General features: G+C 61.1%; 29 protein-coding genes. 7 read left to right on the forward strand and 22 right to left on the reverse strand.

Annotated features, from left to right (window positions below):
* Positions 1–50: 50 nt before the first annotated feature.
* The 9 genes from PQ627_RS10890 to PQ627_RS10930 form a co-directional block, all read right to left on the reverse strand.
* Positions 51–497, reverse strand: coding sequence for a hypothetical protein (locus PQ627_RS10890; protein ID WP_274260868.1), 447 nt, complete (start codon positions 495–497; stop codon positions 51–53).
* 206 nt (positions 498–703) lie between these two features.
* Positions 704–1864, reverse strand: a complete 1161-nt coding sequence (locus PQ627_RS10895) for an MFS transporter (RefSeq protein ID WP_274260870.1) — start codon at positions 1862–1864, stop codon at positions 704–706.
* Positions 1854–2204, reverse strand: a complete 351-nt coding sequence (locus PQ627_RS10900; RefSeq protein WP_274260872.1) for a hypothetical protein — start codon at positions 2202–2204, stop codon at positions 1854–1856. Before PQ627_RS10900 ends, PQ627_RS10895 begins: the two co-directional genes overlap by 11 nt.
* Positions 2201–2923, reverse strand: coding sequence for a cupin domain-containing protein (locus PQ627_RS10905; RefSeq protein ID WP_274260874.1), 723 nt, complete (start codon positions 2921–2923; stop codon positions 2201–2203). Before PQ627_RS10905 ends, PQ627_RS10900 begins: the two co-directional genes overlap by 4 nt.
* Positions 2920–4065, reverse strand: a complete 1146-nt coding sequence (locus PQ627_RS10910; RefSeq protein ID WP_274260876.1) for a sedoheptulose 7-phosphate cyclase — start codon at positions 4063–4065, stop codon at positions 2920–2922. The genes PQ627_RS10905 and PQ627_RS10910 overlap by 4 nt, the downstream gene beginning before the upstream one ends.
* Before the next feature lies 1 nt (position 4066).
* The gene (locus PQ627_RS10915) at positions 4067–5236 is read right to left on the reverse strand and encodes an acyltransferase family protein (RefSeq protein ID WP_274260878.1); all 1170 of its coding nucleotides are present in this window, start codon (positions 5234–5236) and stop codon (positions 4067–4069) included.
* Positions 5211–6815 (reverse strand): FAD-binding protein, encoded by a 1605-nt coding sequence (locus PQ627_RS10920; RefSeq protein ID WP_274260880.1) that lies wholly within the window; start codon positions 6813–6815, stop codon positions 5211–5213. The genes PQ627_RS10915 and PQ627_RS10920 overlap by 26 nt, the downstream gene beginning before the upstream one ends.
* Entirely contained in the window at positions 6812–7708 is an 897-nt protein-coding gene (locus tag PQ627_RS10925) for a VOC family protein (RefSeq protein WP_274260882.1), read from the reverse strand. Before PQ627_RS10925 ends, PQ627_RS10920 begins: the two co-directional genes overlap by 4 nt.
* Positions 7709–7800: 92 nt before the next feature.
* The gene (locus PQ627_RS10930; protein WP_274260884.1) at positions 7801–8574 is read right to left on the reverse strand and encodes an SDR family oxidoreductase; all 774 of its coding nucleotides are present in this window, start codon (positions 8572–8574) and stop codon (positions 7801–7803) included.
* 159 nt (positions 8575–8733) lie between these two features.
* On the opposite strand from PQ627_RS10930, the gene PQ627_RS10935 reads away from it, so the two are divergent.
* Positions 8734–9330 (forward strand): TetR/AcrR family transcriptional regulator, encoded by a 597-nt coding sequence (locus tag PQ627_RS10935; RefSeq protein ID WP_274260886.1) that lies wholly within the window; start codon positions 8734–8736, stop codon positions 9328–9330.
* Between the two features lie 185 nt (positions 9331–9515).
* On the opposite strand, the gene PQ627_RS10940 is transcribed toward PQ627_RS10935, so the two are convergent.
* The 4 genes from PQ627_RS10940 to PQ627_RS10955 form a co-directional block, all read right to left on the reverse strand.
* Positions 9516–9872: a mycothiol transferase gene (locus PQ627_RS10940; RefSeq protein WP_274260888.1), complete on the reverse strand. Its 357-nt coding sequence runs from the start codon at positions 9870–9872 to the stop codon at positions 9516–9518.
* Positions 9814–10062 carry a hypothetical protein gene (locus tag PQ627_RS10945; protein ID WP_274260890.1) on the reverse strand — a complete coding sequence of 83 codons (249 nt, stop codon included), beginning with the start codon at positions 10060–10062 and terminating at the stop codon, positions 9814–9816. The genes PQ627_RS10940 and PQ627_RS10945 overlap by 59 nt, the downstream gene beginning before the upstream one ends.
* Positions 10063–10570: 508 nt before the next feature.
* A complete protein-coding gene (locus tag PQ627_RS10950) occupies positions 10571–10798 on the reverse strand; it encodes a hypothetical protein (protein WP_274260892.1) in 228 nt (75 codons plus the stop codon).
* Between the two features lie 129 nt (positions 10799–10927).
* Positions 10928–11095: a hypothetical protein gene (locus PQ627_RS10955; RefSeq protein WP_274260894.1), complete on the reverse strand. Its 168-nt coding sequence runs from the start codon at positions 11093–11095 to the stop codon at positions 10928–10930.
* Between the two features lie 121 nt (positions 11096–11216).
* Between PQ627_RS10955 and PQ627_RS10960 the strand changes: the two genes are divergently transcribed.
* A complete protein-coding gene (locus PQ627_RS10960) occupies positions 11217–12680 on the forward strand; it encodes a protein adenylyltransferase SelO (protein ID WP_274260896.1) in 1464 nt (487 codons plus the stop codon).
* Positions 12681–12741: 61 nt separating this feature from the next.
* On the opposite strand, the gene PQ627_RS10965 is transcribed toward PQ627_RS10960, so the two are convergent.
* Together PQ627_RS10965 and PQ627_RS10970 are read right to left on the reverse strand one after the other, a co-directional pair.
* On the reverse strand, positions 12742–12921 hold the full coding sequence (locus PQ627_RS10965; protein WP_274260898.1) for a hypothetical protein: 180 nt from the start codon (positions 12919–12921) through the stop codon (positions 12742–12744).
* Between the two features lie 144 nt (positions 12922–13065).
* Positions 13066–13473, reverse strand: coding sequence for a MarR family winged helix-turn-helix transcriptional regulator (locus PQ627_RS10970; protein ID WP_274260900.1), 408 nt, complete (start codon positions 13471–13473; stop codon positions 13066–13068).
* A 122-nt stretch (positions 13474–13595) separates the two neighbouring features.
* Here PQ627_RS10970 and PQ627_RS10975 point away from each other — a divergent pair, with 122 nt between their 5' ends.
* A complete protein-coding gene (locus tag PQ627_RS10975; RefSeq protein WP_274260903.1) occupies positions 13596–14210 on the forward strand; it encodes a hypothetical protein in 615 nt (204 codons plus the stop codon).
* 18 nt (positions 14211–14228) lie between these two features.
* Here PQ627_RS10975 and PQ627_RS10980 read toward each other — a convergent pair whose 3' ends face one another.
* The 4 genes from PQ627_RS10980 to PQ627_RS10995 all read right to left on the reverse strand — a co-directional run bounded on the left by PQ627_RS10980 (position 14229) and on the right by PQ627_RS10995 (position 16201).
* On the reverse strand, positions 14229–14507 hold the full coding sequence (locus tag PQ627_RS10980; RefSeq protein ID WP_274260905.1) for a winged helix-turn-helix transcriptional regulator: 279 nt from the start codon (positions 14505–14507) through the stop codon (positions 14229–14231).
* The gene (locus PQ627_RS10985) at positions 14504–14908 is read right to left on the reverse strand and encodes a VOC family protein (RefSeq protein WP_144659229.1); all 405 of its coding nucleotides are present in this window, start codon (positions 14906–14908) and stop codon (positions 14504–14506) included. The genes PQ627_RS10980 and PQ627_RS10985 overlap by 4 nt, the downstream gene beginning before the upstream one ends.
* 78 nt (positions 14909–14986) lie before the next feature.
* On the reverse strand, positions 14987–15454 hold the full coding sequence (locus tag PQ627_RS10990; protein WP_274260908.1) for a hypothetical protein: 468 nt from the start codon (positions 15452–15454) through the stop codon (positions 14987–14989).
* A 165-nt stretch (positions 15455–15619) separates the two neighbouring features.
* Positions 15620–16201: a DUF1349 domain-containing protein gene (locus tag PQ627_RS10995; RefSeq protein ID WP_274260910.1), complete on the reverse strand. Its 582-nt coding sequence runs from the start codon at positions 16199–16201 to the stop codon at positions 15620–15622.
* Positions 16202–16349: 148 nt separating this feature from the next.
* Here PQ627_RS10995 and PQ627_RS11000 point away from each other — a divergent pair, with 148 nt between their 5' ends.
* Positions 16350–16730: a DUF7793 family protein gene (locus PQ627_RS11000; protein ID WP_274260912.1), complete on the forward strand. Its 381-nt coding sequence runs from the start codon at positions 16350–16352 to the stop codon at positions 16728–16730.
* Here PQ627_RS11000 and PQ627_RS11005 read toward each other — a convergent pair.
* Positions 16727–17464, reverse strand: a complete 738-nt coding sequence (locus tag PQ627_RS11005; protein WP_274260913.1) for a GAF and ANTAR domain-containing protein — start codon at positions 17462–17464, stop codon at positions 16727–16729. The genes PQ627_RS11000 and PQ627_RS11005 overlap by 4 nt on opposite strands.
* A 75-nt stretch (positions 17465–17539) precedes the next feature.
* Positions 17540–18739: a glycoside hydrolase family 26 protein gene (locus PQ627_RS11010; protein WP_274260916.1), complete on the reverse strand. Its 1200-nt coding sequence runs from the start codon at positions 18737–18739 to the stop codon at positions 17540–17542.
* Positions 18740–18811: 72 nt separating this feature from the next.
* Here PQ627_RS11010 and PQ627_RS11015 point away from each other — a divergent pair, with 72 nt between their 5' ends.
* The 3 genes from PQ627_RS11015 to PQ627_RS11025 all read left to right on the forward strand — a co-directional run bounded on the left by PQ627_RS11015 (position 18812) and on the right by PQ627_RS11025 (position 21276).
* On the forward strand, positions 18812–19264 hold the full coding sequence (locus tag PQ627_RS11015) for an SRPBCC domain-containing protein (RefSeq protein ID WP_274260917.1): 453 nt from the start codon (positions 18812–18814) through the stop codon (positions 19262–19264).
* Between the two features lie 249 nt (positions 19265–19513).
* The gene (locus tag PQ627_RS11020; RefSeq protein ID WP_274260919.1) at positions 19514–20422 is read left to right on the forward strand and encodes an alpha/beta fold hydrolase; all 909 of its coding nucleotides are present in this window, start codon (positions 19514–19516) and stop codon (positions 20420–20422) included.
* A 44-nt stretch (positions 20423–20466) separates the two neighbouring features.
* Complete coding sequence (locus tag PQ627_RS11025; RefSeq protein WP_274260921.1) at positions 20467–21276, forward strand: alpha/beta fold hydrolase; 810 nt, start codon at positions 20467–20469, stop codon at positions 21274–21276.
* Positions 21277–22308: 1032 nt separating this feature from the next.
* Here the strand turns inward: PQ627_RS11025 and PQ627_RS11030 are convergent.
* Positions 22309–22776, reverse strand: a complete 468-nt coding sequence (locus PQ627_RS11030) for a VanZ family protein (protein ID WP_337993562.1) — start codon at positions 22774–22776, stop codon at positions 22309–22311.
* Positions 22777–22867 lie beyond the last annotated feature (91 nt).

Consider the following 22867-nt stretch of genomic DNA (forward strand, 5'->3'; position numbering starts at 1 on the left):
AAGGTCGGAGGGGGTTACAAGAGGGTTACACGATGCGTCGCCGGTGGAAACTAGGACCCAACAACCGAGTATTCGCTCGTCAGTTTCGTGGCCAGGCGTTCGATGTTCTTCGTTGACGGACTCCCGGAGGTCATCGCGCTGAAGTCGATCACCATCCAGTTCCTCCCGCGCACAACGTTGATGTCGCCCTGCCGGGAGCCGGCCAGGATCTTGTAACTCTTCTCAACGCTTTCTGGGTCCGGGTAGAGGTCCACCTGCACGTGCTCGGAACACAGCCGCTGGGCCGAGGCCAATTTCACGCCGTCGCTCATCGGAACTATCGGATCGCCTGCGGGCTGCGGATCGCACTCCAGGACGTCATCCACGACGGCAAACGCCTCATCGATGGAGTTGAAGGATTGGAGGTCGGCTGGGTCCTGTTGCCCTGTGCATGCCGTGATGCCGGCAATTGCCAGGCACACGATTCCAATGGCCACTGAACGCTTGCGCTCCATCACGCATACCCCCCAAGGTTGTTGACGTCCTTTCAATGTACCCGCAGGTGAGGGGCGTGGGGACTTGCACGTAGAAACGGTCGACGGCGGCACCGGCCGACGGCGGTCGCGTCACCGTCCGCTGGTGCCGCGTTGAGCGTGTGTGAGCTTGGGGGTGTCGCGGAGAGTTCGGCCCGATCTGTCCAAGGTGCGTGGAACGCGCGATTGGATCAGGGACTTGCGGCGCTGCCTGACATTGCAGGGTCCCGTGTGCTTGTGCGTCTTTGCCCGAAGGCCAGCATGATGGCGGCGATACCGAGAAGACAAGCGCCGAGGAGCGCGGGTGCTTGGACGGAAATCCCCACCAGCGTTGCACCACCGGCGGATCCTGCCGCGATTCCTGCGTTGAACGCGACTACTGCGGCCCCAGAGGCGATGGTTTGGTTACCGAGGGAGCGGTCGAGGATTTCTGATTGCAAGAGAGTGGGTAGCAGCCCGAAGCACGTACCCGCCAGTACCGAAGTGGCGAAAACAATGATGGGTGCTGAGAGCAGAGCGGCTCCAGCGAGGATGACAGCTTCGGCGACCATGACCATTAGGGCTCTCTGCAAGCGTCTGCTCCCTGCCAGGCGCCCGGACATTGCTGTCGCAATGATGACGGATCCTCCGTAAACCGCCAGGACAAGGGACGGTTGGACTTGAGCGTGGCTGGCCAGGGGCGCGATGAACGTGTAATAGGCGAAGTGTCCAGCCAGTGCCACAGCGAGGACGAGGGCTATGGGCAGGAAGTGGCGGCTGGAACTTTCCTGTGGCGTGGTCTCTATTCGCGTCGTCGGGGTTTGCGGTCGTGGTGCGTAGATCATGACCGCAAGGACGCCGCAGGATGCGATGGCAAGGGGGATGCGCCAGTCAAGGTGACTTAGCGATTCGGCCGCGGGTACGCCGAGGGCAAGTGCGCAGCCGTTCCCAAGCAGTACCTTTGCGGTCGCTTTACCGGTGTTGTTGGGTGAGGCCGCGGCTGCAAGTGACAAGACCAGCGGGAAGAACGCACCGTGGGCGGCTCCTTGGATCGCCCGAAGGACCAGATACGTCGACATGTCCGGTGCCGCGGTCGTGGCGAGGCCAAGGGCTGCGAACGCGGCGGCTGTGAGGATCGCGGCTTGGCGGAGATCGAACCGTTGGGCGAGAGCGCAAAGGGGAAGCGCCAAGACTGCCGTGCTGAGTGCGTAGAGGCTGGAACCGGCTGCGGCTGTTCCGATGTCTGAACCAAATGCCCTGGCGATGTGTTCCAGCGAGCCGGTGGGGGCCATCTCGACTGTGACGGCGAAAAAGAGTGCGAACGGCAGGGACCAAGCTGTCAGCAGCCCTGCCCTTCGCGTTTCAGATGGCACGTTCGCTTTCGGGCAACTCGGGGATCCTGGGCGGGAGGTTGCGGGTGACCGATTCAGGGTACGTTCTGACGCTTAGCAGGATTGTCTCAGTCTCTGCCCTCAGCGTCGCATGTTGCTGGGCTGGGGCCAGCAGCACGGACCCCGTTTCAAGCTTCCGACCTTCGACATCGGCGTGACCGGAAAGGATGATGACGGCTTCATGCACGCCTTGGTTGCCTAGCGTCAGGCTTTGTTGGGGCGCCAAGGCCCAATGCTCGATGGTTTCGGTTTCGCTGTGCAGCATTCCGCGGCGGATCAGGCAGCTCCAGTAATCTTCCGTGTCCGGTGTCTTGATGATCATGAGGCTGGCGTCCTGAGCTCGACGGCAAACAGTTCCACATCGGAGTGTGCTGTCAGCACGGCATTGGATCCGTTCGGGACCAGGAACGAGGTGGGCGCATCGATAGTAGCGGTGGTGTCAGCGAAGGAAAGTGTGGCGCTGCCTTTGTTCAGGAACCCTGCAATTTCCGTCCCCGGTTTTCCGAGGTCGAGGCCCTGTCCTTGGCTGAGGGTGTGGCGTTCAATGGCGGCAAGAGGACCGTCAAAAGTCCCGTGTGTGCTGACGCGGGGCGTGGAGTGGAGGTCATGGATGCTGGCCGGCATGGGTGATCTTTCTTCGAGTGGGACGCCTTCAAGGCAGTTCTGAGTCCGTGGTGTAAGTGTTTCTATGACCCACCAATTCAGGGTCGTCGTTCCGGTGTTGCGCAAGCCGTGGGTGTTCCCGGGCGTTGTCAGCGCGAGGGTTCCCGGACTGACTTGGTGCGGAGATCCGTTGAGGAAAAACTCGCCGGTTCCATTCAGAACCAGGTAAATCTCCTCGGTCCGGGTGTGACGGTGTTCACCGCTAACGCCGCCGGGAGGGAGCGTCGCCCATTCCACGGCTTCTGTCGCGGATTCGAGCTCGCGCCGCGTGTAAAAGGCTTTCCATCCGGTGGTGCCTGCAGCGCCGTGTACTCCCAGGACGGTGGCGTGGCCGGAAGGAGTGCGGGGTCTCGGTGGCACCTTGGTGAGGATATTCATGCCGCGGAACCTGCCAGGTCGCGGGTCATGGCAAGGGTAAGAATTTCCAGCGCAGCTTCGATGTCCCCGGAAGTGAGGTCATTGACGAAGGTCGCCGATCCGATTCCGGTGGGCAGAGGCAGTCGCTGGAGTCCATTGCGGTGCCTGGTTGTGTCGATGAGGGCCGTCACCAGAACTTCGACGCTCATGGAGGGGTGGTTTACCGGCAAACCAAGCGCGCGCATGACGCTGAAGATCCGGCTGGACTGCTCGGGGGCCACGAGGCCGCGGTGGACGCTGATGGCGGTGGTGAGGGCCATGTCCAAGCACACGGCTTCGCCATGGAGCAGTTCAGGCAAGGCAGTCATTTCCACGGTGGGGGAGAAGGTATGGCCGTAGTCGACCAAGCGTTCCAGGGTCTGTTCCCAGAGATTGGGTTCCAATTCTTCGAGCATCCCGGTGATGGCCTTGTCGATGATCTGTTGCTGGGCCTCGGTGTTCTGTTGGAACCGGCCATTCAGGGCTTCGGTGCCGTGCTCTTCGAGCAGGTTGAAGAGTTCTTCGTCCTTGACCAATGCAATTTTGAGGATTTCCGCCAGCCCGTTGGAGACGTGGCGCTGGTCCAGGGAGCTGAGGAAGGAGGTGTCGAGGAGGTTGCGGGAGGCAGCGAAGTAGGTGCCGATCTTGTTTTTACCGGCATGGAAGTTCACACCGGTCTTGACTCCGACGCTCGCGTCTACGATTCCGATCAGCGTAGTCGGCACTCTGACGAAGGGGGTGTTGCGTCGGTAGATGCTGCAGGCAAAGCCAACGATGTCGGTGAGTACCCCGCCGCCAATGGCGATCACAGGTTCCCTCCGGCGATCGAGCTTGAAGGTTTCGATGGCTTCGAGGACCGTTTCCACTGCGCTCCAACGCTTATTTGTTTCGCCGTGCGGCAAGACCAGGATCCGGTATTCGGAAAGATTCGCAGCGGCGTAGGCGCGGATCTTCTCGCCATAGAGGTCGTTGACAGTGGTGTCGGTGACGATGAGCCGTCGTGAGCCGTGTTCTCCATCTACCAACGTCGGGTTGGCGGGGTCGAGGATGTCAAAGGTGGTTTCGACGCGGTATTGCACGTCCTGCTGGGCGGAGACGGTCCATGCGCGGTTGATGGTAGTCATTTCAGGCCTCTCGGGAGATGGTGGGTCGTGCGGAAAAGGGGTTACGGGAACGCAGTGCGTTGTTGGCCGGGACTTCGACCAGCCGCCACAGCAAGTAGGCGCAGCCGAGGCTGAGCCCAAAGGCAGCGAGAATGGTGATGACGGCGGGCAATGGCGGCAGCGCGGCCGGTCCGATGATCGTGCGGGCCAGCGTCAGAACAATGTCGTGAACCATGTAAAACGCGAAAGACAACTCGCCTAAACGGACTGCTGCCGGGGAGGCGAAGACTGCCGGTGGGGAAGGATCTTGTGCTGCCGCGACCACAACCAGGAGCACGGGGATGACATAGGCCGCGTCCATTTGCCAGGTAATCGGCAGGAAGAGCGACCCTGCGTAGCCGAGGGCTGCGAGCAGGAGGGCCGGACCGAGCGGCATGGTCGGCAGGGTTTGCTCGCGAACCGCCCTGGCCGCGAGCATGCCCAGGGTGAATTCGAGCAGCCTGACCGGCGGGAGTGCGTACACGGCCCAGATTTGCGGAATGGAGGCGCCGAACAACGGCGATTGGGCGTGGTTGGGGCCGAAGGCTTCTCCGGTGGGGAGGAGCCCGGCCGCCAACGGCGCCAAAGTGATCAGCGCGACCAGACCTCCACCGATGAGAAGCAGCCGGTGTCGTGGGATGCGGTTCACCATCGGCAGCACAAACGGGAACGCAAGGTAGAAGAAAAGTTCAGCTGAGAGCGACCAGCTGGGGTGGTTGATGCTGAAGAACGCAGTATCGGCCGGTATCCAGGCGTGGACAAGCAGGAGGTTTGCGACCGCCTCACCCATTGTGGAGGCTCCAAGTCCGCCGATGGCCAGGGCGATGACAAAGGTCACGGCATGGTTCGGAACGATCTTGGCAATTCGTCGCCAGATAAACCGTCCTGGGGTGTCCCCGGCGCGGGCTGACCACATCAGGACGAACCCGGAAAGGATGAAGAAGAATGTGACGCCGAACCATCCGCCGTTTTTGAGGATGAACTGCAACGGTTCAACGATGTCTGGATTGCCGATGTAGAAACGACTCAGGCTGATGTGGAAGGCGAAAACAAGCAGCGCGGCGTAGAACCGGAGCCCTGTCAGGGCGTCCAAGCGGCGTGCGGTTACCGGGAGTGTTCCGGTCGGTTCAGGCAAGAGGGATGCTTTGGGCATGGGAGAACACTCCCTTCGGGTCGTAAGTGGCACGGGCGCGTTTGAGGCGGGGCAGGTTGCCCTTGTAATAGAGGTCGAACGAGGTCAGTCCGGAGGTGTTCCAGTTGTTGTCATCCAGGTCAGTGTCCGCGTAGTTGACGAAAGCGCCGTCCGCTGTGGAGTTCAGCGGAGGGACTCCGCCGGTAAAGGCAAACATTCCTTGGTAGGTGTTGCGGGTCCAGGCGACGTTGCTTTGGTCATCTTCAGGGTTGTCCCAGATGGAGACCACTTGGAATTTGATGATGGAGTCCCGTTGGGGAACAGCCGTCGCGTCCGGGGCAACGGTGTTGACGGCCCCTCCGTAGGAGGCGATCATCAGCAACGCTCCAGGGTTGGTCATGGCCGGGTCGTTCAGCCCGCGGTACGCGGCGGAGATTGCCTCGGGTGTGTAGGTACGACGCAGGTACGCGGATTTGCCTTTGAAGCGTCGGGTGGAGTCTGGCCCGGTGAACCCGGTCCATTGTGTGGCCTGCATCCATGGCACGACTCGGCGCTGGACTACTTTTGCTGCAGGGACTCCCTCTGAAATGGCTGCCAGGTAGCGATCCAGGACGCCTTTGGAATCAGGTGCTGCGGCATCGACGATGGTGTCCATGGTGATGGAGCCGTTGCAGCGGTGCCAGGTTTTGAGCTGGGCAAAGAGGTTCGCTTCCGGCGTTCCGGGGGTCGCGTTCTTCTCGTGCCACTGACCGTGGTTGTTCAACAGGCGGGTGAATGATCCTTCATCGATGTCATCCCAGGACCAGGAAATGGTGCTGAGCCAAACGTGACGGGGAGGTGATGGCAAGGCCTTTTCCGGCCGGCCTTCCGTGGCTGAGGGGCTGCGGAGCCAGTAGCGGGTTGCGACGCCGAAGTTCCCACCCCCTCCGCCGGTATAGGCCCACCACAGCTCATGGTTCCGGTCCTGTGGGTCCCGGGTTCCGCGGCTGACGGCGACTGAACCGTCCCGGCGGACGTGGACGGCTTCTACGGCGAAGAGGTGGTCAACGACGAGGCCGTCGCGGCGGTTCATCGATCCGTAACCGCCGCCTGCGATGTGACCGCCGGCAGCAACGGTGGGGCAGTTCCCGGCAGGGACGTAGACGCCCCATTGTTTGTAGAGGAGTTGGTAGACCAGTCCCAGCTGCGCGCCGGCTCCTACCTCGAAGGCCTTCATCTCCGGGTCCCAGCGGACTTGGTCCATAGCGGAGAGGTCGATGATGGACTCCACGGCAGGGTTGGCGACAAATGCTTCATAGCAGTGCCCTCCGCTGCGGGCAGATGGTTTCAGTCCAAGCCGCAGGACGGTGCGAAGTTCTTCGGCGACCTCGGCTGCAGTGCGTGGAAATGCGATGCGCGTGGCCTCTCCTTTCCACCGCAGGTTCGTACCTTGCTGCAGGTCATCGAACTGTTCGGAGGCGGAGGTGATGACTTGATAGCTCCCGGTTCGGGCCTGGGTTTCGGCCGCCTCGGCGCGGGCAGGTGCACCGCTCAGGGCGATGGCACCCAACAGTGCGCCGCTTGCGCTGAGCATCGACCGGCGGGAGGCGGTGAGGCTCACGAAAACGCTCCGATCGCGATGGGTGTCCGGAGCGCGGCAGCGTCCTTTTCGTAGGGCAGGGCGCCGTCGGGCATGTTGATGATCTCGAGTTGGAGCCCGAATGGCGAGTGGAGGTATACCCATCTGTCCCCGGCGATGGGTCCGTCGGTGATGGTCTCGGGTTCGCCCAAGGTGGTGTAACCAATAATGCTCCGAAAGGAGTTAACCGCCTGGTCCACGTCGTCTGCGTGGAAGGCAACATGATGGCCGCCCACGTCGCTGTTTGCCGGACGGGGTGAGGGGGAGTTCCCGTGGAGTACTGCCACCGGAAGTCCATGCTTGCTGCTGAAGAGGTAACCAGTGGCCCCGAACGCGTTGATGGCCTCGTATTGGCTGAAACCGAGCGTGGATTCCAGCTCGTGCTGGGCCTTTGCGAAGTCGTACCGGCTCAAAGCAACTGCTCCGAGGAGGCGCTCCACTGGTTTGTGCTGGATTGCCAGATGGATCCCGGAAGGAAGTGCTACCTCATAGCCGTTGATGGGGTGCTCGATAGGGCGAACTGTCGCGTTCTCGTTGTAAAGTCTGGCGATCACGCGGTCCGGGTTCGGGGTCTGGAAGAGGATGAAGAAACTGCCTGCCGCTCCCGGGGGAGAGTCCCAGGAGCGGCGTTCGGCGCCAGCGTACTCGAAAAGTTCGAGGTTGATACCACGAACGTTCATTGCGGTGACCGTTAATGAGCAGGTTCCCCGTGCTCCGAGTTTCGCCGCCATCCATCCCGGTTCCCGATCGGTGATCGGCCCTTCGACGTAGCAGACCTCAGCGCCGAGGGCGTTCTTGAGGTCATGGATTGCTTGGCGAAGTGATCTGACAGTGAGACCGAAATGGTCTATGCCGCGAATTTGGGCACGGTTCATGATTCCCCCTGGATGTGATGCGAATGGGGCCTAGATTGGGCCCTGTGTGGATGTGACGCAGATTCGATAAGCGTCAGGATTGTTCTGGTGGGTTAGAGGTTGGTGCCGCCGGTGGCGTCGATCTTCTGCCCCGTGATCCAGCGAGCTTCATCGGACGCAAGGAAAGCGACGATGCTTGCAATATCGTCGGGCTGTCCGACCCGGCCCAGAGCGCTGCTGGCAGCGACCCCTGCTTGGGCTTCTTCGTTGTCGCGCAGCCAACCAGCGTTGATATCGGTGTCTACCACGCCCGGGGCGACCGAATTGACGGTGATTCCCCTGGGCCCGAGATGTTTGGCGAGGGTCAGTGTGAAGGCTTCAATTGCGCCCTTGGTCAGGGCGTAACCGATGATCTCAGGGAATGCGATGCGGGTGACGCCGGATGAGACATTGATGATGCGGCCCCCGTTGGCGATGCGGGACAGGCCTTCCTTGACGATGAAGTAGGGTGCGTTGACGTTGATGGCCTGCTGGGTAAGAAAGTCTTCCCGGCTGAAGTCCTCGATGGCCCCGCGCAAGGTAACCCCTGCATTGTTCACGAGAACCTGAACCGTCTGGTTTAGAACTCCGGCTTCGGCAGCGGCTTTGTCGTAGGCGGCCCAAAAATCCTGTGCTGCGGTATCGCTTCCAAGGTCCGCCTGGAAGGGGAATGCCTTGCCTCCGGCGGCCTCGATGGAGGCTGCAACGTCGGCGGCTGCCTTCTTGTCCTTTCCGTAGTGGACAGCGATGGTCAGGCCGGCTGTGGCGAGGCGGGCGGAGATTGCCGCGCCGATCCCGCGGCTGGCCCCGGTTACGACGGCGATGTTGTCTTTGTGTGTTTCGCTCATGGATGAGATACTTGCATACGTTTAGTGATCACTACAAGAAAGATGTCGAAAACTTATGTGTGGCGCTCGCCACAGCATGAAAACCACTCTCGTGGAGGCAGTCGGAATAGAAATCCGCTGCTGGGGGCTCTTATTGAGAGGAACGACGAGAGGACGAAGATGTCAGGTAAAGCAGGCCAGGGCCGGAAATTTAATATCGACGAAGCCCTGGAAGCAGCTACTTTGGTCTTCTGGGACAGCGGCTACGAGGGCACGTCTCTGGCGGAGCTCACAAAGGCCATGGGCATCAATCCGCCCAGCCTTTATAAAGCCTTCGGTTCAAAGGAGGATCTCTTCTTCTCCGTCGTGGACCACTACAACGCAACCCACGGAAACTTCATGTCCATCGCCTTCGCAGAAGAAGAAACCGGACTGAAGCTCATGCGTCGGCTGCTGATAGAAGCCGCCGACCACTACCCGTCAAAAACCTTTCCCGGAGGCTGTCTGGTGATCAGCTCCGCCGTCGCAGTTACCTCCGCGAACCGGCACGTCGCAGAGCGTCTGGCCAAAATGCGCAACGACAACATCTTGGCCATGTCAGAGGCACTCTCCCGCGACCGCGACGCCGGCAGGATCCCCCAAGACACCGACACGAACGCAATGGCTGCTTTCGTTGGAGCGACCCTGCAGGGAATGAGCCAGCAAGCCCGCGACGGCGCCAGTAAAGAAGACTTGCTCCGCATCGCCCATTACGCCATCAGTGCCATCGGAGCCTGACCGGCTCTAACCCCCGTCGGCTAGCTTTTTCAGCCGGAGATGCTGCTCTTCCCACTGCCCCGGAGTGAGGTCGGGAATATTCGGTGGGAGGAAGTCTGCCCGAGCGTCCCCTGCTTCGATAACGTGCCGTATAAGTACATTCTTAATGTCCCGTCCAAGACATGAAATGAAGTACTGGGATTCGGTTACAGTAGGTGGAGCAGTAAGCCCATGACATGGGTGCCTGTTGGAGTCAGGGGAGTGCGGGCCTGGGCGTCACTCAAGCCCTCACATTTCCATAAGATTGCTTCCCGGGCATCGTTCAGATACTCACGAAGCTGTGCCCCTTGGTCATGGTCAGCGATCGGCAAGAACTGAACGCTACACGGTAGTTCGCCTTTGATTAATATCGATCGAAGCGCCAGCAACCCCGCGACGGCGACAAGTACGACGGCGTTCGCGTCACCGGCCGCTGGTGCTCGGCCGAGGTCAGCAGGGCTTGCCTCAAGCAGGTGAGTCGCTCGACGCTGGGAGGCTGCTGGCCGACTCGGGTGCTTGTCCACCCATGAGATACATCAGCCCCGAATCTTCGCTGTCACGGCCGAACCCGAGGCGGCGCAAGGCCTGAACTTGCACCTCTGTGGTGGTGAGCACTATGGCCGCGCAGCCGGCACTGACGACGGGTATCAGTGAGCGCATCGCCTCTTCGAGATCGTCAGCAGTAGTCGCCGGATCGTGAATCAACGCAAACAAGACCCATGTCTCCTTCGCCCCGTGGGTCTTTTTCCACGCCCGAAAATTTGGGAGGAGGCCACGTGCGCGGTGGAACCGGCGCGATGGCAGGATAGCGGCCATCAAGCCGAGGAGGATCACCTCAACCGCCACGAACATCCAAAATCTGTATGCTGCCGGAACGGTCACGTTCACCAGGACTAATAGTCCAATGCCAGTTACTGCCACCACTAGGAGCCTGATTCGAGCTAACCTCGTGTAGTCCCTCTCAGCCCCCGCTAGTGCTGTGATCTGACCGCGGCGAATAACCAGACCGGCAAGGGATGCCACCGTAAGGGTGTATGCGGCGGAAGCCGCGGCGCTCCACCTTTGTGTTGGGCTGCGGGCTCCCAGAGCCGCGTAGGCACGAGCGGCGCTTCTGGCGCGCTTTGGACTGACCTTGTCCCAATTGCTGACTGCTGGATTCATGCCCATGCCTGCTTTGCTTCGACCAGAAGTTGATTTCATCCAATGTTGGGGTGCCCAGGTCCTACTCTTCTTCGTTCTCCTGCGCTGCACGCTGTCGAAGAACCTGACGGTCTTCCCAGAGCCTGGCGCCGATAAGGGCACCTCCACCAATTCCAACGAGGGCAGTCACAGCCAAGACCACCAGACTTGAATTGCCCTTTCCGAGAACAGAGAGCACCAACCACGCGACAGGCACACCCGCAGCGGTAACTCCGGCCGCAAAAAGGAACACAAACAATGGCTTCTTCATACGTAGATCTTTCTGCGACGTGCCAGCCGGCGGATTGCCCGTGACTAAATGTTGAACGGCCTCATTACCACCATGATCACGATCGCGAGCACGATATCGAGCACCGCCAGCACGATCCCGGCGGTAGCCTTAACCCCCCTGCACCTCCGCCTTGCGGGCAAAGATAAAGGCAGCGATGCCCAGGGGAATTCCCAGGATGAAGATCCCAATGACGCCCAGGATGATCGACGTCTTCTTGTATGACCGGCCGAGCCTTCGTTGAATGTCGATCTCAGTGGAGTCGGTTACAGTCGTCATGGTTTCCCCCTGTTTTCTTGGTATTCGGCTTGAAGGATAACCCGCGGACGCCCCAACTCCTGCAGTCCGTGTCGCTAAGTAGCCTTACCACCCCCGCCGGAAACCGCCCTATCCTTAATTGATGAGCCACTCAGCCGAATCCACCATCGCTTTCGAGGGTCAGTTCGCCCGCGACTTCCCCGAGCTGGCCATCCCGTGGCGTGCGGAGGAGGCCCCGGATCCGCAGCTCCTGCTGCTCAACCAGCCACTCGCCGTCGAACTTGGTTTTGATCTTGAGTTCCTGCGGAGCCCGGAGGGCGTGCGGCTGCTGGTGGGCAATGCCGTCCCGGAGGCCGCTACCCCTGTTGCGCAGGGCTACGCGGGACACCAGTTCGGCTGGTATTCGCCGCGGTTGGGCGATGGGCGTGCACTCCTTTTGGGCGAAGTCGCCGACGCTGATGGGAGGCTCCGCGACATCCACCTGAAGGGTTCGGGCCGGACGCCGTTCGCGCGGAACGGTGATGGCCGGGCCGTCGTTGGGCCCATGCTGCGCGAGTACATCGTCAGTGAAGCGATGCACGCCCTGAATATCCCGACGACCAGGTCCCTTGCGGTCGTCGCGACCGGTCGCTCGGTTCCACGCGAGACGGTCCTGCCCGGCGCGGTCCTTACCCGCGTGGCGAGCAGCCATATCCGGGTCGGCAGCTTCCAGTACGCGAGGGCCAGCAACGACATCGAACTGTTGCGCCGCCTCGCCGACCATGCAATCGAACGCCACCACCCGTCGTCGAGCACTGAAGAGAACCCGTACCTCGCCCTGCTCAAGGGGGTCATAGCGGTCCAAGCGCGGCTCGTGGCCCAGTGGATGCTGGTCGGCTTCGTCCACGGCGTGATGAACACCGACAACATGACGGTGTCCGGCGAAACCATCGACTACGGTCCGTGCGCCTTCATCGACGGATTCGATCCCGGCGCAGTCTACAGCTCCATCGATGAGCAGGGCCGCTACGCCTACCGCAACCAGCCGTTGGTGGCCGAGTGGAACCTCGCCCGCTTCGCCGAGTCGCTGGTGCCCTTGATCCACGAGGACGAGGAGCAGGCCGTGGCGCTCGCGGTGGAGGCGCTGGGCGGCTTCCGGCAGCAGTACAGCGCCGTCTGGTTCAGCGGCATGCAGGCCAAGCTTGGGTTGCCTGAGGGAATGGACGACGCCGGCGCCTCGCCTCTGGTGGATGACCTCCTTGAGTTGGTCAAGGAGGCGCGGGCCGATTACACCTCATTCTTCCGTAATCTCAGCAAGGCCGCCCGGGGCGATGCCGAACCCGTCCGCGGCGCGGTCCTTGACCTTCCCGCGTTCGATGACTGGCTGGAACGCTGGCGGGCCGTAGGGCCGGACGCTGATGCCATGGACCGGGTGAATCCCATCTACATTCCGCGCAATCACCTGGTGGAAGAGGCCCTTGCGGCTGCAACAACAGGGGATATGGGCCCGACGGCGGAACTGCTTGAGGCGCTCGCTTCACCCTTCGTTAAACGCCCTGGTTTGGAGAAGTTCGCTACTCCGGCACCTGAGAGCTTTGGCCCCTACCGTACGTTCTGCGGCACCTGAGTTAAATGCCAAGGGCAAGCGTCCCGAAGGGAATCGCTTGCCCTTGGCATGTCTCTTGCCTTTAGCTCCAGACGGCCCTGACCACCAGGTCTGCGCCCGCAGCAAGATGGTTGCCTGTGTGTCCTGCATCGAGAACGCATACGTCCTCGGCCTCGGGCGGCCCGGTGGATACCAAGCATTCAGCAGCTTGGAAGCTCAGAAGGTCTACTGGGAGGCTGTCGCCTATGTGAAGTTCACTCATGATGCCCTTTTGTTTGTCCGGGCATCGCTAAGCTTTGCTTGCCCGGGATTTTGGAGAGACTTCTCCTGTGCGCGCCGGACTTCATCAGCGATAACTCCATACTGCCTTGTTGGATGGCTCACGTCCACGTGGCCATCAGTTGGACTAGCCGATTTCGGTTTCCCTCACGATAGCGATGAGCTCCTTGCGCAGGCTCTCGGAGTCGAGGTCTACGTTGGCAAGTGCTGCATTTTCCAGGCCGTGGGACTGTTCCAGCAGATCCTTGCCCAGGGCGGTGATGGAGACCAGTTGGCCGCGGCGGTCGAAGCGGTTGGCCTCACGGACTATGAAGCCGCGTGACTCGAGCCTCGCAAGGAGCGGTCCGATGGTCTGGGCTTGCACGCGGATGTTTTGGGCCAGTTTCCCCGGGGCGATGGGGCCGGCGGCCGCGACGGCGTCAAGTGTCAGGACCGCCGGGTAGGTCAGACCCAGCGGGCGGAGTTTCTCATTCCAAGCAAGTTCCACCAGCCGTGCCGCAGTGGACAGCAACCGGCTGGTCGGCCAACGTTCCATATCAGGCATTCAGGCACCCCCCGCCTTGTCGCTAATGATCAGGTTGCTTATTACATTACATGAATTGCTGCCCGAGGGAAGTTGATCACCTTACGTATGCGCTGGTGGGCTAGGGTTTCGCTATGTCGCAGCCTTACGTAGAAGACACCGCGGGCCACGTTGTGCACTTCGTCGAACACCTTGATGCAACAGGGTCGGCTCCCCAATCTCTGATGCTGCCCAAGCACCTTGGCGTGTTTGGCCGGCTCGTCTTCGTCGTAGTCAATGCGCTGGCTACCGTCGGTGCGGGGTGGGGTGTGTATCTTTTGTGGACAGAAGAGACTCCCGGGCTGTGGTTCAACGTGCTCTTCACGGTGGTCGTTGCTGCCATTCCGGCGGTCCTGTGGATCTTCCTGTTCGGCTCCGGTGTGGAGGCGAAGTCTGATGGCCAAGGCGAAGCCGAATGGAAAGAAACCCGTGACTCAGCCCGGGCGTGGCGTGGTTCGGTAGTGGCAAGGGATATTCAGCTGGCCGAAGAAGGATCAGTTTCTTCCTTCGAGCTGACGATTGCTCTTGAAGACGGTTCGAACGCCAGAGGCCGCTGGCGCCCGGCGAAGGCGTCCTCAAGGTTGCCGCTTCAACCGCAGGTCCCCGGAATTGGCTCTGACGTGCTCGTTTGGCGGGTGCCCGGGGCGGATAGTGCGCCACTGATCATCCAGGTCATCGACCCGACGATTGTGCAGCACCGTCACTCATGAGTGAATGACGCCCCATGATCACTTCTCGTCGGCCCACCGCGCCAGCGCCTCGATCGGCTCGCGTAAGGCGAGCCCCCGATCAGTCAGTGCGTAGGCTCGTGTGTTGTGCTTGAGTGGCAGGCGAAACAATACTCCGGCCGTTTCGAGCTCACGCAGGCGGGTTGCGAGGATGTTGGTCGGCACTCCCAGGTCGCGCTGCAGATCGCCATACCGCTGTGGCCCTTCGAGCAGCCGTTCCACGATGAGCAAGGCCCATCGTGCGCCGACTTTGTCGAGGGCCGCGGCGAGGTCGCTCACGCGGTCGGTTCGGTGTCCGGCTTCATCCAGAAGGGTGAGTAGTGGTAGCCGTCGGGGTCGTCGAATTGGCGCTGGTACATGAACGGGTAGTCGTCGGTGTCACCGATCCGGCCGCCTGCGGCGCCGGCGCGTTCGGTGAGTTCGTCGACCGCCTCGCGGCTGCCGAGGTCGAACGAAACCGTGACTTTCGACGGCGTGTCGGGTCCGCCGACCAGTTCCTCGAAACCACCTACGCTCGCGTACATCTCCCGGCTGCCGAGCATGACGTATTGCTCGGGCGCGATCTCGAAGCATGAGACGTTGTGGTCTGACATCTTGGCGTTGAGGGTCCAGCCAAGGGCGTTATAGAAGGCAGTGGAGCGCTCGACGCTCTCAACGGGGCAGGTGATAAAGAGGCTCATGCGGCCATACTTGCAAAATGCAAGTGCTCCGTCAAGGGTTTGCCGCTAACGAAAATCCTTGCGGGCAAAACCGCTGATTCAGGACAGCTCGTACGCCGGCCGTCCGCCATTTCGTTCGTCGCCATGCACCTGCAGTGCGCGGCGCATGGCCTGGCGGTTTTCTTCCACTGCTTCCGGTTGGCCGGCAACACGGTAGAGGTCAGCGGCCCATTGAAACTCGTCGGCTGCAGACCGGAAGCGGGCTTCGTCAAAGAGGCGGCGTCCAATGTGGTGGCGGACGTAGGCTTCCTCTTCAGGGGTACGGACTGTCCGGAGTGCCTTTTCGTGCAGCACTGCGGCGTCGTGCCAGTGGTACTGCCGTTGATGGATCTGGGCCAGTATCAGGAGCAGCTCCCGGCGATCGGATGAGTCGGCGTCGGACAGAAGCTTGAGGCCTTCCTCCAGGGCCTGGCTGTCACGTCGCAGCAAGCCCAGGAACCTTACGCGCTCCACAGGCGGACAGTCGCCTTCCAGTGCAGCTTCGAGTGCGGCGCGGTTGATCACCACGTCGCGGAATGTCGAAGGGTCAGTACGCCAAAGACTTGCAGTATCTTCCACCGTGATATGCCCCCATAGGACTGTTACGGAGCCGACTGGGTTCGCAACCGCCGTCGACGGCTAGCTACGGAAGTCTCCATAATCTCATGAAGTCCCCACCCCGCAAGTCGATCCTCAGTGGAGCTGGCTGTCCGGGGGAGTGGCGCGCCAAGAATGGAAGGGAACGGTCAGGCCAGCTCGCGTGGGGGCGCAGACGAGGGGACCGGCAGACGCGGTCAGTTCCGGTGCGAACGGCACGACCCGGACCAGTTGAAGGTCGCCCGACCCTGCGGCAGCGCGGATGGTTAGTGCGTCGCCGGAGCGGCTGATGCGTACGCGGACCAGGCCACCATTCCATTCCGGGACGGGCGCCAACGACCAGTCCGAGAAGCGGTCGGTGACAACCGCGCCCAGTTGAGCGGCGCCGTCGGCGAATTCCACACCCGCCTTCACCCAATGATCGGCGCTGACGCGGACGAAAATCCCCGCCTGGTCGAACTGTTCCGAAAACGCGGCGGTGAACTCAACCTCCATGGCGCTGTCCTGCGGAAACGGAGTCAAAAGAGCGTGTTCGGTGTCGTGTACGAAACCGTAGGAGGTGACGCGCCAGGCGTCGCTGCTTTCGGCTGCGGTCACCAGCAGGTCAGTTTCATGCTCGACGACGGCGGCCGGCTGGTTGGTCCACTGGCCGCGGTTCCACGGGATGTCGATACTCACTGTGCTCCTTGTTGTGCGGAATCGGGCAGGTAGTTCGCTCGTTGTCATAGGCAAAAGGTGAGTACAGGCTACCCGTGCAGAAGCCGGGCAATTGCCCTTTACTGAGTTCAGTGGATCCACGCCACAGCAGGACACAAGGAGGTGCAGGATGAAGCGCATCGAGTTGGACGACAGCGTCCTCATTCTCGAAAACGGACTCCTGCACCTGGTGTGGAACCACGGTGTGAGCATCGACGGGGGAAATGCCCGGGCGGCGATGGATGCTGTCAATAAGCTGGCCAACGGCCGGTCCTTGCCGCTGTTGGTGGACATGGCGCAGACCGGATTCCTGAGTCGTCAGGCGCGTGAAATCTTCGAAGAACCGTGTGCAGCTTCGAGGATCGCGCTGCTCGGCGAGAGCCCCGTTGACCGAACTGTGGTCCAGTTCCAACTACAAACCAGCCACGTTCCGTGTCCCACCCGGTTCTTCACGTCGCGGCCTGAGGCCGTGGCGTGGCTTACCGAAGCGGTTCAGGCGATCCCGGGCTAGTCCTCGAAGTTCAGCTTGGCGTCGGCGCTTCCGGCCACCTTTTCCACGACTTCCTCGGCCACATCGCGGAGTTTTTGGTTGCGGTGACTGGAGGCCTGGGTCAACAGCCGGAATGCTTCGTCCTGGCTGATGCGGCTTTGGGCCATGATCACACCACAGGCCAGGTCGATGGCCGTTCTGCTGGCCATTGCAGCTTTCAGGTCGGCATTGAGCTGTTCCATGGCCTCGATCCGGATGGCCAGGCGCAGGGTGCTGCCGGCGACTTCGGCGAAGGCTTCTGCTTCCTTGATGACTTCCTCTGTAAAAAGCCCAGGTGCCGGGGCGAAGAAGTTCAGCACGGCCTCCGACGTTTCACCCAGCAGCAGGGGCACGCCCAGGGCGCTGCGCGGCCCATGTTCGGCCAAGAGCTTGCTGTATTCGGGCCAGTTCGTGTCGGTTTCGACGTCGGCAAGGAGAACCGTACGGCCCTTGTCCAAGGCATCCAGACAAGGGCCTTGTTGGAGCGTCTGCTCAAGATTGTCCAGCTCCACTGCCTTCTCGCTGCTGCCCGCAACAGTGGCCGTGCGCTTGCGACGGCGAAGTGTCACCGCGCAGTCGATGGGAGCCCCGCTGCCTTGGCTGATGGCAGTCGCGGCAAATCTGGTCAGGCCGTCGAGGGTCCCTTTGATGTCGGCGGAGCCGGCTACCAGTTCGTGCAGCCCGCGGATGTGTTCGCCATGATCAAAGGTCTCCATGGGGCCAATGGTAGGCCACTCCCGACAAGACTGGACCTGCTTTTGCTTGGTTACGCGGAAGGGCTGTCCGCGGGCTTAGGAGCCCCCATCTTGGGCGGGTGTGCAGGCCTCGGGTGCGGGGGCGAACTTGAACCAGTCCGGCAGGGCTGAGGTGTAGGCCTCACGCACCTCGGGATCCTTTGTGGAGGTCCAGTCCACCACGCCTTTGACCTCTACCTCGTTCTTGTCCCACTCGAACCAGTTGATCATTTTCAGTTCCGGGTAGTCCCGTGGAATTGCGGGGTCGAAGAGCTGGCCCCACCATGCTTCCTTGATGGCCAAGGGGTTGGCGCCTTCGCCGGACGCCGTGGTGAGGGCAGCCGTTTCGGGGATAGCGACGGGCTTGTTTCGCTTGGCTCCGTACTCCGTGTAGAAGTCGGGGACTGCGAGGTCGTTACCGCCGGCTCCGTTGTAGTTGCCGGTGAGTTGCTGGATGAACTTCCCCGGCTCGGGAATGACGTTGGCACCCCAGGGGTAGGTGTTGCCCCAGTGGTAGAGGGACATGCCGACCCAGTCGACCGCTGCGTCGCCGGGGTAGTAGGGGGCGTATGGATCGTCAGCCCCGGTGACTTCGCCATCTTTGTCGGTGTCCAGCAGCGCGTAATCCGGGGTTCCGGCCACGGCTTCATATTTGCCGCCGCTGAAGGGGTAACCGCCGCCGTAGTTCGGCGCCCACATCATGGCGCTGCCCGGAGCCTTTGCGTGGATTGCGGTGGCAACCCGCTGATAGGCGGCCACGTAGGCGGTGGGTTGCTGGCCCCAGGCATACCAAGAGCCGTTCATTTCGTGCGCGAACCTGACGATCACGGGCACGCCCGCGTTGTTGAAGCGTGCCAGCGTGGACGCCAGTTCTTCCGCGACCTCTGGAGTGACAGAGGCCAGTCCAAGCTTGGGTTCAAGGGTGAGCAGCATTGTGCCGCCGTTGGCACGGATTTGTTCGTATGCGGCGTCGACGTTCCGTTTGTCGGTATCCGCCATGGGGAAGTCCGTAAAGGTCACGGTGACTGCAGGGCGCTCGCCGAGGTTTTTGGCGTACTGCTCCAGGGTCTCGTGTTCCCAGTCGAGGTTTACGCCGGCCAGGATGCCGTCCTTGGGAGCCGACGGCGGCGTGGGCTGGCAGGTGGGGAGCGGGGGAGGGGTGGCACCTGGCTGCGACCCAACGCAAGCACTCAAGCAGCTTCCCAGCACAATGCCCGCAGCAATGACAGCACCGATCTTTTGTGGACCCCAAGTCATGGGTTTCAATGTAGCAGCGCAGCTGTACCATCATCACTATCACCGCATTCCCGCGCAGAGGAGCCGGAAGCCATGCCTGAAATATCCGATGGAATTGCCACCACTACCAGCAAGACTTTCAGCCGGGAAACGCGCGTCGCCACTACTATCGACGCATCTCCGTCCACGGTGTGGGGATTGTTGACGGACGCCAAGAACTACCCGAAATGGAACTCCACAGTGGTCTCCATTGATGGTGACATCGCCCCGGGATCCAAGATCACCTTGGTTTCCACTTTGGACCCAAGCCGCACATTTAAACTGAAAGTCAAGGAATTTCAGGCGCCCACCAAGCTTGCATGGGGCGACGCCTTGGGAACGCGGACTTACACCATCACCGAAACCAACGACGGCCGCTCCCGTTTCGAGATGGCCGAGAAAATCGGCGGCCCTGTCTTCCCCCTTTTTGCCAGCAAGATTCCGTCATTTGACGACAGCTTTACCCAGTTCGCGGCCGACCTGAAGGCCGCTGCCGAAAAAGCTTGAGAATCACGACGGCGGTGCTGCCGCCGCCATTTGCAGGCAGGCGTCGGACTCCAGCGTTGCTATGCGGCGTGAAACCAGCATCTGCCCGGTCCTTCTCATCCTGACGATCCTGCCCACGTACCCCGAACGGACTACCCAAGTCAGAACCCTGGGGTGACGCGCTCCCGGCTGGAAAACGCGAGGCTGGATAGAGGGCGCACGGCGCGTGCTGGAAAGGGATCTTTGAAGAGGTCAGTTAAGAAGTTACTCGTGACAGTCTCGGCCATTGGAGCCGTTCTGGCAGCGGGTCTGGCCACAACCACCGTGGTGAACGTGGTCGCGAGCAACGCCGAGATCACCAAGATCGAGTCTTACGGCCAGCGGGTGGATGTGAACGGCAGCAAGATGAACGTCCTGGTGACCGGCAGCGGGCTCAAAGACGTCGTCCTCTTGCCCGGGTTTGGAACGTCGTCGCCTGTTCTGGACTTCGCGCCCTTGGTGAGGGAGCTTGCCACGGACCATCGGGTGATCGTGGTGGAACCCTTCGGTTACGGGTTGAGCGACGGGACCGACCGTGAGCGGACCACCGAGAACATCGTGCAGGAAGTCCATGGCGCGCTGGAGTCCCTCCACGTCAATCGCTACATCCTGATGGGACACTCGATCGCCGGCATCTACGGCATCGACTACGTCAACCGCTACCCGGACGAGGTGAGCGCATTCGTCGGCATCGATACTTCCGTCCCCGGGCAACCGGGCATGGATACGGAGTTCCCTACGGGGCTGATGGCGATGGCGAAGAATCTTGGGCTGCTGCGGGTTGTCACGGCTTTGACCTCCGCGAACGACAACCCCGTCTACACCCCCTACGTCCGTGAGCAGATGCAGATGCTCACCAACCGGAATTCGATGGCGCCCACGTACCTCAACGAGATGGAGCACATAGGCAGGAACTTTCAGCGCGCACAGGGAACCGGCTTCCCGAAGGAGCTGCCGCTGCTGCTGTTCGCCGTTGCGGAGAACAAACAGAACCCGGAGTGGCTCGAGCTGCATCGGAGCCAGGCCGCCAGCGTCACCGACGGCACGGTGGTGCCCATCGCCGGCGAGCACTACCTCCACCACACGCATGCGGAGGAGATCGCGGATGGAGTACGGGCGTGGGAGGTGGGGCGGGGTTAGCACTTGCCTTCCTGCCAGCGGCCGGGCGAGCGTACGCTGAGGCCATGGAGTCCGAAATCAGGACCGTGTCGTTGAAAACAGGGATCAGCGTGCCTTGTTTTGTGCAGGGGAACCTGGAACAAGCAGTCGACGACGGCGGCACTCCACTGCTGCTCGTGCACGCCTGGGGCGAATCCTGGCGGAGTTTCGATCGCCTCATTGCTGCGCTCCCGGGGTTTGTGATCGTCGCGCCTGACTTACGGGGTCATGGTGCGGCGGATAAGCCGCCAGACGGCTATTCGCTTTCCGAAGTTGTTGAGGACATCGTGGCCCTGCTGTCGGCACTCGGCGTGAAGCATGCACACGTTCTGGGCTCATCCAGCGGTGGTTACGTTGCCCAGCAACTGGCCGTCTCTCATCCGGACCTTGTCGCATCCTTGACGTTGGTAGGCGCACCCTTGACGCTCCACGGCAGGCCACCCTTTGCGGCCGAGGTCGAGCAGCTCACCGAACCGATCTCAGAGAACTGGGTTCGTGAAACTTTGGCCTGGTACAGAATGCTGCACGCAGTGCCAACCTCATACATTGAAGATCGGGTGCAGGACGGTCTCGCTATGCCGGCCTCGATTTGGAAGGCTTCACTGCGGGGATTCTACGAGGCCGACCCTCCAACGGAGACTGGCGTCATTTCCGTGCCGACACTCATGCTTTGGGGCGCCCACGATCACCTTGTGCCACGACAGCATCAGGAAACCCTGGTGGACCGTATTCAGGACCCACGACTGCAGATCTACGAGGAGACCGGCCATCTGGTGCTCTGGGAATGCCCGGTGAGAGTCGCCGAGGACTTGAGGAGTTTCCTCGGAGCGCTGTAGAAACGCCGGTAACTTCGCCGATGTTTGCCGGCCTTTACGGGATGGACTTCGCCAGCCGCTACGCGGAGGAAATGAGCGCGTTCGTTGACATCGATACTTCTGTCCCCGAGTGACGTGGCATGGATAGAGAGTTTCCTACAAGGGCTGACGCCGGCGGCGACAAACCTTGGGTTGCTCCGGGTGTTGACGGCTTCACCTCCGCGGACGACAACCCGCCGGCACCCTCTTCGCCCGTGCAGATGTTTCTGCTCAGCAATCGGAATTTCATGTCGCACACGTACTTTAACGTGATGGCCCACATTTCCTCGAACTTTCAGCGCGCCCTGGAAACCAGTTTCCCGAACGATCTACCCATGCTGCTGTTCCGTGTGGCGGACCTAGGCCGCACGGTCGCCAGGCTGCAGGCGTCGCCGACGGCACTGTGGTGCCTCTCTCCAACGACCCTCACCTCCACTACACGCACGCGGGGGAGATCGCGGGAAAGTGTCAGGGCATGGGCGGGATGACTGGTTTAGTGATGAACCAGCACGTAAGCGACGATTGATATCGTTGCGACGAGGAGCAACGCAAGGCCAATATAGGCAGGCCATTTTGGCTTTGACTTGTGAGGGTTGATGTCGACGTAAGGCAAAGAGCGTCCTTTCGTCCAGCAGCATTGCTGAACCTGGGTGGAGTGGGGTCTGGTTTCTGCGCAGTGCGCAAAAACGGCCTGGGCGAAGCGGCACGCCCCTGTTTGGGCAACATTTAGTTGGGACGTGCCGCCCGCACAATCATAAGGGTACTTTTTAAAAATCCGATATCCCGCAGGTCCATATTCCGGATAGGGTTAACAATTCTGCGTCTTTAGCCGAGCGGCGAGATGGCATCCGCCACTTGATATCTATGGTTCCTGTTACATCCGGGCGCCAAACTGCCAAGCAAACCTGGCGACCGAGAAAGACGTGTTACAACGGTCGGTTCCGAGGTCGGTCCCCAGGAGTCGGCCAACCAGACACCGTTCCGAGGAAGAGGACTTGCGGGAATCCGTCGAATCTAGGCCTTCGCTTCACGCGCGTTCCTGAGTCGTACAACAAGGCGGGTGGACAAGATCCCCGTGACAGCACCGAAGGAGTTTGTGACAACGTCTAGGTAGCTGGCGTACCGGGAGCTAATGAATAGCAGTTGCCCGAGTTCCATACAAGTTGAAGCCAATAAACCGATACCCGCAAGTTGCCACCATGACTTCGTGGGAAGGGCTAAGGACGCCAGAATACCGAGTGGAACGAAGATCGCGACGTTCGCCGAAGCCTCGACAAAATGATAGTCAAACCAGCTTGGTGCACCGAATCCGTGAAGAAACCCCAAGACTGAAGCAAGCGTCCCTTGAATTGGCCGGTCTACCGGTGTCGGCCAAAATCCGATCAGCGAGAGGCCGCCTAAGTACACTGTAAGGGCTAATCGCCACACGAATAAGTCTTTCAAGCATGCCCTCAGGAAGTTCGAGATAGTGCCCAGGCACACACACTGATCGCGGAAGCAGCCAACATGCCCAGCAGGACGTATTGAGAAAGTTCCCGGGGCGCACGGAGTCTACTGATTCTGGGAATGGGCA

Source organism: Paenarthrobacter sp. AB444 (assembly GCF_028736865.1).
Lineage (GTDB): Bacteria > Actinomycetota > Actinomycetes > Actinomycetales > Micrococcaceae > Arthrobacter > Arthrobacter nicotinovorans_B.